Annotated in this window: 11 protein-coding genes; 2 read left to right on the forward strand and 9 right to left on the reverse strand. The window is 63.0% G+C overall.

Going from position 1 to position 12,840, the window contains the following annotated elements; translation table 11 throughout:
- From VKR55_RS29190 to VKR55_RS29215, 6 genes are all read right to left on the reverse strand, one after another.
- Nucleotides 1-642, reverse strand: a 642-nt coding sequence (locus VKR55_RS29190) for an alcohol dehydrogenase catalytic domain-containing protein (RefSeq protein WP_414642483.1), incomplete at its 3' end; no start/stop codon positions are given.
- A 119-nt stretch (nucleotides 643-761) separates the two neighbouring features.
- Nucleotides 762-3,077 carry a glycoside hydrolase family 113 gene (locus VKR55_RS29195; protein ID WP_324408864.1) on the reverse strand — a complete coding sequence of 772 codons (2,316 nt, stop codon included), beginning with the start codon at nucleotides 3,075-3,077 and terminating at the stop codon, nucleotides 762-764.
- A 171-nt stretch (nucleotides 3,078-3,248) separates the two neighbouring features.
- Complete coding sequence (gene eno, locus VKR55_RS29200; protein ID WP_324408865.1) at nucleotides 3,249-4,532, reverse strand: phosphopyruvate hydratase; 1,284 nt, start codon at nucleotides 4,530-4,532, stop codon at nucleotides 3,249-3,251.
- A gap of 118 nt (nucleotides 4,533-4,650) precedes the next feature.
- Entirely contained in the window at nucleotides 4,651-4,968 is a 318-nt protein-coding gene (locus VKR55_RS29205) for a DUF4387 domain-containing protein (RefSeq protein WP_324408866.1), read from the reverse strand.
- Nucleotides 4,952-6,361, reverse strand: a complete 1,410-nt coding sequence (locus VKR55_RS29210) for an acyclic terpene utilization AtuA family protein (protein ID WP_324408867.1) — start codon at nucleotides 6,359-6,361, stop codon at nucleotides 4,952-4,954. Before VKR55_RS29210 ends, VKR55_RS29205 begins: the two co-directional genes overlap by 17 nt.
- A gap of 93 nt (nucleotides 6,362-6,454) precedes the next feature.
- Nucleotides 6,455-7,855, reverse strand: a complete 1,401-nt coding sequence (locus tag VKR55_RS29215) for an MFS transporter (RefSeq protein WP_324408868.1) — start codon at nucleotides 7,853-7,855, stop codon at nucleotides 6,455-6,457.
- Nucleotides 7,856-8,126: 271 nt separating this feature from the next.
- Between VKR55_RS29215 and queF the strand changes: the two genes are divergently transcribed.
- Both queF and VKR55_RS29225 read left to right on the forward strand, forming a co-directional pair.
- On the forward strand, nucleotides 8,127-8,603 hold the full coding sequence (gene queF, locus VKR55_RS29220; RefSeq protein WP_324408869.1) for a preQ(1) synthase: 477 nt from the start codon (nucleotides 8,127-8,129) through the stop codon (nucleotides 8,601-8,603).
- Between the two features lie 68 nt (nucleotides 8,604-8,671).
- Nucleotides 8,672-10,507, forward strand: coding sequence for a tetratricopeptide repeat protein (locus tag VKR55_RS29225; protein ID WP_324408870.1), 1,836 nt, complete (start codon nucleotides 8,672-8,674; stop codon nucleotides 10,505-10,507).
- Nucleotides 10,508-10,559: 52 nt separating this feature from the next.
- On the opposite strand, the gene kdsA is transcribed toward VKR55_RS29225, so the two are convergent.
- The 3 genes from kdsA to VKR55_RS29240 all read right to left on the reverse strand — a co-directional run.
- A complete protein-coding gene (gene kdsA, locus VKR55_RS29230) occupies nucleotides 10,560-11,441 on the reverse strand; it encodes a 3-deoxy-8-phosphooctulonate synthase (RefSeq protein WP_414642484.1) in 882 nt (293 codons plus the stop codon).
- A gap of 81 nt (nucleotides 11,442-11,522) precedes the next feature.
- Complete coding sequence (locus tag VKR55_RS29235) at nucleotides 11,523-11,849, reverse strand: NIPSNAP family protein (protein ID WP_324408872.1); 327 nt, start codon at nucleotides 11,847-11,849, stop codon at nucleotides 11,523-11,525.
- An 87-nt stretch (nucleotides 11,850-11,936) separates the two neighbouring features.
- Nucleotides 11,937-12,840: CTP synthase (locus tag VKR55_RS29240; RefSeq protein WP_324408873.1), on the reverse strand; the 904-nt coding region annotated here is incomplete at its 5' end.

Raw genomic sequence — 12,840 nt, forward strand, 5'->3', positions numbered from 1 at the left:
CAGATCGGCCTGCTCCCGGCTGCGCACGATGTTGACGAGGCCGATGCCGTCCTTGATGCAGATCTTGTTCAGCATCTGACCGAGGTTGGAAGCGGCCGCGGTGTGCACCAGCGCCTTGTGGCCTTCACGGCGCATGGTCTCGGTCATGCCGAGCGCGGTCAGCGGATTGACGAACCAGGACGCGCCTTCGGACGCGGTCGTCCCTGCCGGCAGCGGCATGCATTCGTTGACGCGGAGGCACCGATACTGCGCGTACATGGCGCCACCGATCATCGAGACGGTCCTGCCCATCAGCGCTTTCGCAGCGTCCGACGAGCCGGTCTTGATCACAACGCCCGCGCCTTCATTGCCGACCGGCATGGATTCGTCGAGCCTTCCGGCCATGGCCTTCATCGCCGCTTCCGGCACCTTGGCGGTGACGACCGGGGACTCCTTCGTGCCGGAAGCCTTCGCAGTCGACAGGTCGGCGGCGCCCGTCAGAAGCCCGAGATCACTGGGATTGATCGGCGTCGCCTCGACGCGAACCACGACCTCGTCGGGGCCAGGCTCGGATATTGGCACATTCAACAGCGAAATCTCGAGCTCGCCGCTCTTCTTGATCAGCGACCGAAGTTGCAGGCCGCTCGTTCCCTGGGATGCCATGTTGATCTCCTCCCCTACTTCCTGTGACGGCTTCGATTGGGTCGCCGATCACTTAGGCGCGTTGAAGGAGAGAGACAAGGGCGATGGGCGGACGACTCGCCCGGTCGCCCGATCAATGTTCAGACGATCAATATGTCGTGCGGCGTCAATGGCGCCGTGACGCCTGCGAGCGTGATCGAGCCGTGCTGGCCTAGCTCAATGACGGTGTCGTGACCGACGACCTCGACCGCGACATGCGCGGGGTCCGGGACCAGCGCCGCGGAGATTTCGATCACATCATGGCCCGGCGCTTCTCCGGTCTGGAAATTGTTGATGACGGCCTGGGTCGGGGCTTCCTTGAACACAAAATTGTCCCCGCCTGCGCTGTTGATGACGTCATTGCCGGCCGGAGCCGTGATGGTTACGCCTGGCGCATTCGCGACCTGGGTGTGCGAACCATCGGTGTTGTCGAATGTCGTCGAGAGCGTGTAGCCGGTCGCGCTGATCATATCGTGGCGCGCCGAATAGGATTGACCGGTGATCCCGTAGGTATCGACATCGCGGCTGCCGTCGAGATTGCGCGTGGTCTGCGACAACAACGTGCCGTCCGACCCGAAGTTCGACTGCACGTAGGTGCCGTCGGTCTGCATCACCATCTGCTGCGCGAGGTGACCTGAATCATCATATTGATCGACGGTCTTGACGCTATCTGCGGCGACGGTCTGCTCCAGAAACAACGATCCGTCGGCGCGATATTGATCGATCAGGATGCTGTGGCCGGAGGGATCGTTGACCACATGTTCCGACGTATAGGCCTGACCGACAATGTTGTAGCTGTAGATGTCGCGCGAGCCGTCGGCATGCCGCAACGTTTCGCTGCTCAGCGAGCCGTCGGCGGCGTGGGTCGATTGCACATACGAGCCGTCCGTCTGCACTACGGTCTTTTCGGCCAGATGACCGGAGTCGTCGTACTGATCGATGGTCTTGACGCCGCTCGCATCGACTGTCTGCTGCAAGAGCAAGGATCCGTCGGTGCGATATTGATCGATCAGGGTGCTCTGCCCCGATGCGTCGGTGACCACGTGCTCCGAAGTATAGGCCTGACCGGCAATCTCGTAGACATAGATGTCACGCGAGCCGTCGACATGGCGGATGATTTCTCCGGTCTCATTGCCTGATGCGTCGAACGTCAACTGATCGAATGTTCCGTTGGCGTAGTCGATGGCAAACTGCGCGAGATGGCCGCTCGTGTCGTATTGCGCCTGAACCACAGAGCTGTCGTTGTTGAGGGCTTGCGTGAAGGCGAGCGTGCCATCGGCAAAGAAACGCTCGATCAGGGTGGTGTAACCGTTGGCGCCGATGACATCATGCTCGGAGGCGTAGCTCTCGCCGACGATTCCTGTCGTGTAGACGTCGCGCGTGCCATCCGCGTTGTCGACCGTTCCATTTGCGAAGTTGGCGCTTGCGCCACCATCGCCGTGAAAATATTGGGCGATCACGGCCGCGGCCGGCTTTCCCATCGGCGAATAGCCGGTGGGCGTGTATTGATTGTTGAGGTCCCACTGCCAGATTTCGGCGCCCTGCAGCCAGCTTCCGCCCGCCGTGGTCCAGACCTGAAAGAAGGCCTTGAAGGCGTCGGCTTGCGCATTCGGATCGGGCGTGCCGTTGTTGTTCCAGGCCCCCGGCTCGATCGCGGTGCCGTCCATGCTGCGGTAGCCGACCTCGGTCATCAGCACCGGCTTGCCGTATTGCTCAGACAATGAGTGCAGGAAATCGACCGGCGATTGGTGCTCGAACACGGCCGCCCAATAGGGATCGGTCGGCACCTGGTGCCAGGCATCGACCAACTGCTGCACGGTCGGATGCTCGGCGGTGGTCAGCGGCGGATAGGTGTTGACCCCGATGGTGTCGAGCTCATTCCAGAACGACACCTTGTAGGCTTCATCGGTCGCGGCGGCGTAGGTCAACTGGCCGTGATAGACCTGCCGAACCGAATTGATGATGTCGGTCCAGTACGGCAGATATTGCGCGCCGGACAGACTTTGCATCTCGTTGCCGATCGCAAACGTCGTGACCCCACCTTCCTGCGCAATGGTCGCAAGGTGAACGATCTCCGCCTTGTAGGATGCAAAGAAGGCCGCGACATCTGTCGGCGCCAAGGCATACCCTGGCGAGCCATCAAGCGGCGAAAGATTGGGCTTGAACACCACCGACAGGCCGTCCGCCTCGGCCGCCTTAAACGATGCAAGCAGGCTCGCGTCGCTTTCGGTCTTGTCCGGATCGGCGATGACCGTGTTGCTTGTTCCTGTCTGGGTCCAGATGCGGACAGTCAGCTCGACCGAGTTCGATCCGAGCGCCGCGATGGTTTGAAAGGCTTGAAACGCAGAAGGACTCGAGAATTGTCCGTTCCATTCGGACAGCGCACCAAGGCCCTGAACATCGAAGAGTGTTGCCACGCGAAAGACTCCGTCCCTTCTGGAGACGTTGTTCGCGAGGTGTTACGTTGATCTTAAGAGCGCGAGAGTTCCTTGCGGAAGTTTTTTTGAACGCAGTCGCGGACGCTGTTGCAGTTCCGCGCGAGGAACTTCGCGCTCTCCTTGATTTCGAAAAACAACCAGCGGCTGTGTTCAGCCGAGCGCCTTCAGCGCGCCTTTCCCGGCATATTTCGCCTGCTTGCCGAGCTGCTGCTCGATGCGCAGCAACTGATTGTACTTGGCGGTGCGATCGGAACGCGCGAGCGAGCCCGTCTTGATCTGGCCGCAATTGGTCGCGACCGCGAGGTCGGCGATGGTGGAATCCTCGGTCTCGCCGGAGCGGTGCGACATCACGGCGGTGTAGCCGGCCTTGTAAGCCATCTCGATTGCGGCGAGCGTCTCCGTCAAGGTGCCGATCTGGTTGACCTTGACCAGGATCGAGTTGGCGCGGCCGTTCTTGATGCCGTCCGAGAGCCGCTTCACATTGGTGACGAAAAGATCGTCGCCGACGAGCTGGCATTTGCCACCGATCAGATCAGTCAGTTCCTTCCAGCCCTCCATGTCGTCTTCGCTCATGCCGTCCTCGATGGAGACGATCGGATAGCGCGACGCGAGATCGGCGAGATACTTCGCCTGCTCGGAGCGCGAGCGGGTCTTGTTCTCGCCGCCATAGACATAGTTGCCGTCCTTGAAGAACTCGGTCGCGGCGCAGTCGAGGCCGACCATCACGTCGCCTCCCGCCTTGTAGCCCGCCTTGCCGATCGCAGCCATGACGAAGTCGAGCGCGGCATCCGCCGATGGGAGGTTCGGGGCAAAACCGCCCTCATCGCCGACATTGGTGTTGTGGCCGGCCTTCTTCAGTTCGGCGCGCAGCGTGTGGAAGATCTCCGAGCCGCAACGCAGCGCTTCGGCGAAGGTCGCAGCCCCGACCGGCAGGATCATGAACTCCTGGAAGACGATCGGGTTGTCGGCGTGCACGCCGCCATTGACGATGTTCATCATCGGCACCGGCAGCGTCCGCGCGGCGGTGCCGCCGACATAGCGGTAGAGCGGCATGTCGAAGGATTCGGCCGCGGCCTTGGCGCAGGCGAGCGACACGCCGAGGATCGCGTTAGCGCCCAGCCGGCTCTTGTTCGGCGTGCCGTCAAGATCGATCATGATCTGGTCGATCTGGATCTGGTCCTCGACCGGCTGGTCAGCCAGCGCCTCGAAAATCTCGCCATTCACAGCCTCGACCGCCTTGCGCACGCCCTTGCCGAGATAGCGCGACTTGTCGCCGTCACGGAGCTCGACGGCCTCGTGCGCGCCGGTGGACGCCCCCGAGGGCACCGCCGCACGGCCGACCGAGCCATCTTCCAGCACCACATCGACCTCGACGGTGGGATTGCCCCGGCTGTCCAGGATTTCGCGGCCTATGATGTCGACAATGGCGGTCATGAGTGCCCTCTTTGAAGGATGGGGTGGCGGGTCGGGGCCGCTTCTACCGCAACGCAGCGGAGCAGGAAAGGCTCGGTGAGTGAGGCCGAGATATCGGGCTCGCAGGAAGATAGTGACCCTACCGATTGCGGCGAAGCTGCAATCCGAGCAGCGGAACGAATTGCTGGCCGCCATGCATGTCGCGTTCGTGCACCCCGCCCTGGGGCGTCATGCGCGGGTATGAAATCTTGACCATGTTCAGCGACTTGACTTCGAACCGTTTCACCAGCGCTGCATCGACGCCGTAGATCGCGGCAATCTTCTCGGCCGAGATCGCGGGGTCGCTGTGATACTGCGCATAGTTGTCGGCGCTGTCGAAAAACAAGTCCACCGTGACCCAGAACGGACCGGCATTCTTGGAGCGGACGTAGCGGCAGACGTCAGCGAGCCTGGGCATTGGCGACTTTTCCGAGCGCGGGCGGACCATCGACCCAGCGGGTGCGCGCCAGTTCAAAGGGTGAGGCCGTGTGCACCACGTGGTTGAGGTGAAACGCGAACACCTGTCCCCGCTCGATTTCGGCGGGCGAGAACGGGAAGGCGTAGCTCGGCAATTCGCTGCCCTCATGCGCCGGAAAATGGAAGAACAGCGGATTGCAGATCCGCGCGACCTCAGTCGCCATGGCCTGCGTCGGTGCGGTCGCGACAAACATCAGGCAGATCTCGCGCGGCGGTGCGGCTCCTGCATCCACCGGCCGTCCGGACACGGCGTTCCAGCCATAGGGGCGAAGCGACAGATCGATGTCCGCATCGGTGCCGAGTGTGCGGGATACGCGCTCGCGTAGCGCCCGCTCCATGCGCATGACGAAGGAGTCCACATCCACGAGCACGGCCGGATCCTCGATCCCGATCAGCATGATGGTCTGGAACGGGCCGCCGCCGGCCCCTTCCAGCTTCATGGTGTAGGGCCGCCTCTCCCACCGCGATCCGGTGACGCGTACGCGCCGATCATCGATGGCGACATACTCCGCGTCGGTGACGTCAAGCACGCCACCAGGTTCCACCAGCCGAAACGGATCGCTGTTCTCGTACAGCATGTGCGCCGATACGGTCTCCGGCGTGCAACGGTTCTGCGCCGATAGCGGCTCGATCGTGAAGCCATGGCGGTCGACGCTCATCATCACACCCGGACTGGTCGGGTTGACCGTGCATAGCCCGCCACATTCGGCGACCTTGGCGGCATGCCAAGCTGCCGCCACATCCGCTCCCCGCATCAAGGGCACGGCGGCGAGCACCGCCGTGTCAGTGGTGCGGCCGCCGAGCACGATGTCGGCGCCGGAAGCGAGAGCCTCGATGTAAGGCTCCGGCCCCAGAAGCGCGACGATATGCGTGCAGACATCGAGATCGTGATCATTCAGCTGAGCAGCAGGCGCCAGCGGCGTCACCATGCCGGATGCGTTCCGGGCCTTGAGATCCTTGGCGCTCTGCTCGGAATAGATGACCGCGATCCTCGGAGCGTCCCCCTGCTCGCGTGCGACTTCCAGCACGATCTCCAGCGTCTGGTCGACCGCCATGTCGCATCCAGACGTACCGCAGGAGCCGATCAACAGGGGAATGCCGGCCCGCCTTCGCGCCGCTATAAGGATCGACAGGTCGCGCTTGATGGACCCGCGCGCATACTTGGTCCGGCCGGTTGCCAAATAGGCGGGACCACTGTCGGTCGAGCCAGCGTCGACCGCAATCGCATGCGGCGCCAGAGCAAGCCCCGCATCGACCTCGTCGCTACGAATGCCAAATCCGAGTGCGCCCGTTGGCACGAGCACGCGAACGCAGACGTCGTCAGTTGCGGCCATGCGATTCCACCTTCAGTCCCCATCATGCACACGGCCGCGCCGAGGCTGGCCCGGCGCGGCCGATCAAACCACTGATGGGACCGTCTTCTCCGATTACCGCGAAATCTCCTCGAGCTCCAGGTCAAGCGTGCGTGGTCCCCATCCTCCGATCGAGACGACCACGATCAGCATCGCCACCGCGATCAGGCCAAACACACCCTTGCTGCCCGCGGTCTGCAGCATGAAGCCGATAATGAAGCTCGCAAACACCGTGCTGATCCGGCTGAACGAGTAGGTGAAACCGACCGCGCGGGCGCGGATGCGCGCCGGAAACAGCTCGCTCTGGTAGTTGTGGAACGAGTAGGACAGCACGTTGTTCGACAGCGTGATCAATATGCCGAACAGGATCAGGAGCGCCATCGTTTTCTGGTACGCAAACAGCATGCCGAACACCCCGATGCAAATCGCTGCGCCCACCACCTGCCATTTGCGCTCGAATTTGTCGGCAAAACTCATCGCCAGCAACGGACCGAAGGGGTTGGCGCAGGCAATGATGAACGAATAGAGCAGGCTTGCACCCAGATTGATGCCGGTCTGCTGGGCAATCAGTGTCGGCACCCAGGCGGCGAAGCCGTAGTAGCCGAAAGTCTGGAAGAACTGGAAGATCATCAGCATCACGGTGCGGCCGCGATAGCGCGGTTCGAAGACCTCGGCAAAGCGGCCCTTGGGCTGAATCTCTTCCACCGCATGGCTTGCGGGTACGGGCAACGCCTTGCCATCGAGGTCGGCAAGCACCTTCGCCTCGATCGATGACGTCACGGCGTCGGCCTCATCGAGCCGCCCCTGATTGATCAGCCAGCGCGGGCTTTCGGGGACAGCGCGGCGGATGAACCACACGATGAGCGCGCCGGTCGAGCCGATCAGCACCACCCATCGCCAGCCGTCAACACCAAAGGGGCTGATGGGAACCAGCAGGTAGGAGATGAAGGCCACGATCGGCACGACACAAAACTGCACAGCCTGGTTGAAGGCGAATGCGCGGCCGCGCATCGATTTCGGCACGAGCTCCGAGAGGTAGGTATCGATGGTGACCAGTTCCACGCCGATACCGATGCCGGCGATCAATCGCCACAGCGCCACGCCAAGGCCGCTGGTCTGGAAGGCCATCACCAGCGTCGCGGCGCTGTACCACAGCATCGAGTAGGTGAAGATTGTGCGTCGCCCGTACTTGTCGGCGAAGTAGCCGAAGAACAAGGTTCCGATGAACAGGCCGAAGAATGTCGCGGCAACGAACAAGGCGGGGCCAGCGAAGATGCTGACCTTCACGTTGGCGAGCAATCCAGCCTTCATCAGGCCGGGGATCACATAGGCCGTCATGAAGAGGTCGTAGAGCTCGAACATGCCGCCGAGCGAAAGCAGCGCGATCAGCCGCCATACGTTCCGCGTGGCTGGAAGTCGATCAAGGCGTGCAAGAATTGCGGCTGCGCGAGTCTGTACGGATACGTCCGTGCTCATCCCGGTTTCCCCCGTCCTTTGTTGGCCGTCGATTGCAGGATCGATCGGTTTGTTGTCAGGCCAGCATGCCCTCTTTTCGTCGGTCGTTGTAGGGGTCTGTTTTGCGACCTAGGGCGTAGACATCCGTCTCAAGCGCCGTGCGCATGGCTGATAATTTGCCGCGCTGCACAGAATCGATCGCGGCATCCAAAGCCGCAAAGCCCATTCGGAAGCGGAAAAGGTCGCGTGACGGGCCTGGGATCATTGGCTAAGACGACGAGCGGAGAACGTCATGTCGCGAAAGCCCGATAAACCAACAAGGTCCGGCGAATTGCAGCTCGGCCGCGCCGTGGAATGGCCGCACAGGCCGGAAGCGGCCCAAATTGACCGCGTCCCCAATCCACAAGGGGATACCGATTATCTGGTGCGCTTCACCGTACCTGAATTCACCTCGATCTGCCCCGTGACGGGTCAGCCGGACTTCGCGCATCTTGTGATCGACTACGCCCCCGATCGATGGCTCCTGGAATCGAAGTCGCTCAAGCTTTATGTCGCAAGCTTCCGCAATCATGGCGCCTTCCACGAGGACTGCACGGTCATGATCGGCAAGCGGATCACGGCCGAGATCAAGCCGAAATGGCTCCGCATTGGCGGCTACTGGTATCCACGCGGCGGGATTCCGATCGACGTGTTCTGGCAAGCTGGAAAGCTGCCGAAGGGGCTCTGGGTTCCGGACCAGGGCGTCGCGCCCTATCGCGGGCGAGGTTAGGCGGTTCCTTCCGGGAAAGCGCAGAATCGCTTAAGGGTTGGCGTTCGATCCAAGTTGATGCGCGCCTGATGATCCGTCGCGACGCCGAGGCGGCCGCCGAAAGTCCTGCCACCAATCCTCTTGCGACGGCGCCACCGACGCCTCTCGCGCCCTATCAGGCTGGCTTGGAACATCTCAAGGCGGGCCGGCATCTCGACGCGCAGCTTTGCTGCGAGCAGGCGTTCGCGATCGATCCCTCGCACGCCGACAGCCTGCAGCTCATGGGACTGATCGCATTGCAGACCGGGCAATACGACCATGCGGTCGAATGGCTGTCGCGCGCCATCCGGCAGGAGCCCAGGCCCGAATATCTGTCGGCGCTGGGCCTCACGCTGAAGCAGGCCGGTCGGCCCGACGACGCGCTGGCGGTCTTCGACAAGGCGGTGCAGCTCGCCCCGGACGATGCCGAGCTGTGGAAACAGCTCGCGGGCGCGCTCGTGGCGCTCAGCCGGCCCGCCGATGCGCTCGTCGTTTATCAACAGGTGCTCAAGCTCGACCCGCGTCACTTCGAGGCAGCGTATTGGAGCGGCGTGCTACTGCACCAGCTCGAGCGGTTCGAGGAGGCGCTCACCTATTTCAACCTGTGCCATCAATGGCAGGACGATCACGCGCCGACCTTGCTCTATCGCGCCCGCACGCTGCGCGCCCTGAAGCGGCATGACGAGTGCTTGCAGGACTACCAGCGCCTGCATGAGCAGACGCCCGATGATCTTCTTGTCTGCAACAATATCGGCGACGCCCTGCTCGGGCTCGATCGAACCCGGGAAGGGCTCGAATGGTTCGAGCGCGCGCTGCTTCTTCGTCCGGATCAGGTCGCGGTGCTCGCCAACAAGGGGCTGGCATTGTACCAACTGCATCGCTTCGATGAGGCGATTGCAGCCTATGCGGGCGTGAAGGCGCTCGATCCGGACGATGCAAGGAGCGCCTGGCAGCTCGCACATCTGCACCTGCAGACCGGAAATTTTGACGCCGGCTGGATCGAGCGGGAGGCGCGGTGGAAGGTTTCGGACTTCTCGCCGGACTATCCGAAATTCGCGGAGCCGAAATGGCTCGGCAACGAAGACATCAACGACAAGACCATCCTGGTCTGCACCGACGAGGGGATTGGCGACGCCGTGCAATTCGCGCGCTATGTGCCGCTGCTCGCGGCGCGCGGCGCCAACGTCGTGCTGGTCGTCCAGGGCGGCCTCTGTCCGCTCTTGTCCGGCCTGCCCGGAGTCTCGGCCTGCCTGCCGTTCGGCACGCGGCAATTCCCGCCCTTCGACATGCACTGCCCGATCATGAGCCTGCCGTTGGCGTTCGGCACTACCCTTGACACGATCCCGCCCGCTTCATACCTGCCGCCGCTTCCGTCAGAGAAGGTACAGGCCTGGAAGGCCCGGCTCGGCGCCCACGACCGGCTGCGCGTCGGCCTTGCCTGGTCGGGCAATCCCAAGCAAGGCAATGACCGGCGCCGCTCGATGCCGCTCCGGACGCTCGCGCCGCTTTTCGATTGCGATGCGACCTTCGTCAGTCTCCAGAAGGATCTTAGGGCAGACGACAAGGCATTTCTTGAGGGCCACACCGACATCATCGACTTGACCGTGGGCCTGACCGATTTCGCCGAGACGGCTGCGCTGATTGCAAGCCTCGATCTCGTGATCACCGTGTGCACCAGCATCGCGCATCTTGCCGGGACGCTCGGACGCGAGACCTGGGTGATGCTGCCCCATGTCGGCGACTGGCGCTGGCTTGCCGGGCGCGACGACAGCCCCTGGTATCCGACCGTCCGCCTGTTCCGGCAGGACGAGACGCACAGTTACGCTGCCGTCGTCGAACACGTGCGCAACGAGCTGCTCGCGCGGATTTCTACTTTCGGAGCCTAAGCCTCGACCTCTGGCCGCGCCGCCGCATCCGCAGGCACCACGATCCGATGCATCAGGACGCTTTGCCTTTGGCGATCGCGTCGAAGGCCATCAGGTGCCGCACCAATCCCTCGAACTCGCGGAGCGGCACCATGTTCGGCCCGTCGGAGGGCGCACGATCGGGATCGGGATGCGTCTCGATAAAGACGCCGGCTACGCCGACCGCAACCGCAGCGCGCGCCAGCACGGGGACGAATTCGCGCTCGCCGCCCGACGCAGTCCCCTTCCCGCCCGGCTGCTGCACCGAATGGGTGGCATCGAAGATCACAGGCGCGCCGGTGGTGCGCGCCAGTATCGGCAAGCTCCTCATGTCCGAGACCAGCGTGTTGTAGCCAAAGGACGCGCCGCGCTCGGTCACCAGCACATTGCGGTTGCCGCAGCCGGTGATCTTGGCAACGACATTGGTCATATCCCAGGGCGCAAGGAACTGTCCCTTCTTGACGTTCACGGTCTTGCCGGTTGCGGCCGCCGCCAGCAGAAGATCGGTCTGCCGGCACAGGAACGCCGGAATCTGCAAGACGTCGACAGCTTGCGCGACCTCGGCGCATTGCGCAGCTTCATGGATGTCGGTCAGCACCGGCAGACCTAGCGAGGCACGGATCTCGGCAAAGATCGGCAGCGATTGCTTCAAGCCCAAACCGCGCGCGGCTGACGCACTGGTGCGGTTGGCCTTGTCGAACGAAGTTTTGTAGACGAGCCCTATCCCGAGCCGGCCCGCGATCTCCTTCAGTGCGCTCGCGACCTCGAGCGCATGCGCCCGGCTCTCGAGCTGACACGGGCCTGCGATGATCGAAATCGGCAAATCATTGCCGAATTGGACCTGCCCGAGGGCAACGACCGGTGCGGCGGATGGGGCGGCGTTCACAAACAAAACCCTCGCTTTCGCCGCGACCATAACGAGGCAAGCCGCCGGATCAACCCCGTTTCGGAACAGCGAATGTCAGAGTTGCAGCCGGCGGCGTAGCGTGACGGTCCGTCACTTCACGGCGGAGAACGCCGTCGGCACCAGAAGCTGGCTCACGATATTGGCGACGATCTGGCCGTCCGCCTCGGTCTGCGCGCGTGCGGTGATCCATTCCTTGTCGTTCTGGAATGCGGTCCATTTCTTCTCGCGCTCGGCGAGCGACTCCCAGGCCACGAAGTAGGTCAGCTCCTGGTTGGATTCGCCGATCAGCGTGGTGAAGAAGCCGGCCTGCTTGATGCCGTGCTTCTCCCACAATTTCAGCGTGATGGTGTCAAAGCGCTTCAAAAGCGCCGGCAGGCGGCCGGGCACGCAGCGATAGACGCGCATTTCGTAGATCATGGACACTCCCTTTGCTCTTGTTCTTGCGGTTAAGGGAGCGTGTTGTCGCAACAAACCGCGTCGTCGTCAAAGGCTGACAAAAGCAGGCTACACCAGCCGGCTCTGCACCATCGCGGCCTGGATGAAGGACGCGAACAACGGATGCGGCTCGAAGGGGCGCGACTTCAGCTCGGGATGGAATTGCACCCCGATGAACCACGGATGATCCTCGTATTCGACGATCTCCGGCAACACGCCATCGGGCGACATTCCCGAAAATTTCAGCCCATGCTGCTCGAGCCGATCCTTGTACGCCGTGTTGACCTCGTAGCGGTGGCGGTGCCGCTCTGAAATCTCGGTCGCGCCGCCATAGACCTCGGACACGCGGCTGCCGCGCTTGAGGATGGCGGGATAGGCGCCGAGCCGCATGGTGCCGCCGAGATCGCCGCTCTTGGAGCGCCGTTCCAATTCGTTGCCGCGCAGCCATTCCGTCATCAAGCCCACCAGCGGCTCCTTCGTCGGCCCGAACTCGGTGGAATTGGCCTTCTCGATGCCGACGAGATTGCGCGCGGCTTCGATCACCGCCATCTGCATGCCGAAGCAGATGCCGAAATACGGCACGTTGCGCTCGCGCGCAAACTGCGCCGCCTTGATCTTGCCCTCCGCGCCGCGCTGGCCGAAGCCGCCCGGCACCAGGATGCCGTTGACGTGCTCCAGGAACGGCGTCGGGTCTTCGCGTTCGAACACCTCGCTCTCGATCCAGTCGAGGTCGACCTTGACCTTGTTGGCGATGCCGCCGTGGGACAGCGCCTCGATCAGCGACTTGTAGGCGTCCTTGAGCCCCGTGTACTTGCCGACCACCGCGATGGTGACGGCGCCTTCCGGATTGCGGATGCGCTCGTTGATGACGCGCCAGCGATCGAGATCGGGCGCGGCGCTCGCGAGCCCGAAGGCCGCGAGGACCTCGGTGTCGAGCCCGGCCGCATGATAGGCCTCGGGGACCGCATAGATG

Origin of the sequence: Bradyrhizobium sp. (genome assembly GCF_035309285.1) — a bacterium.
Taxonomy (GTDB): domain Bacteria; phylum Pseudomonadota; class Alphaproteobacteria; order Rhizobiales; family Xanthobacteraceae; genus Bradyrhizobium.

Coding starts and splice junctions, on each gene's coding strand:
- eno (WP_324408865.1), bottom strand. CDS start 4,532: ATGACCGCCATTGTCGACATCATAGGCCGCGAAATCCTGGACAGCCGG.
- VKR55_RS29205 (WP_324408866.1), bottom strand. CDS start 4,968: ATGCCCAGGCTCGCTGACGTCTGCCGCTACGTCCGCTCCAAGAATGCC.
- VKR55_RS29210 (WP_324408867.1), bottom strand. CDS start 6,361: ATGGCCGCAACTGACGACGTCTGCGTTCGCGTGCTCGTGCCAACGGGC.
- VKR55_RS29215 (WP_324408868.1), bottom strand. CDS start 7,855: ATGAGCACGGACGTATCCGTACAGACTCGCGCAGCCGCAATTCTTGCA.
- queF (WP_324408869.1), top strand. CDS start 8,127: ATGTCGCGAAAGCCCGATAAACCAACAAGGTCCGGCGAATTGCAGCTC.
- VKR55_RS29225 (WP_324408870.1), top strand. CDS start 8,672: ATGATCCGTCGCGACGCCGAGGCGGCCGCCGAAAGTCCTGCCACCAAT.
- kdsA (WP_414642484.1), bottom strand. CDS start 11,441: ATGGTCGCGGCGAAAGCGAGGGTTTTGTTTGTGAACGCCGCCCCATCC.
- VKR55_RS29235 (WP_324408872.1), bottom strand. CDS start 11,849: ATGATCTACGAAATGCGCGTCTATCGCTGCGTGCCCGGCCGCCTGCCG.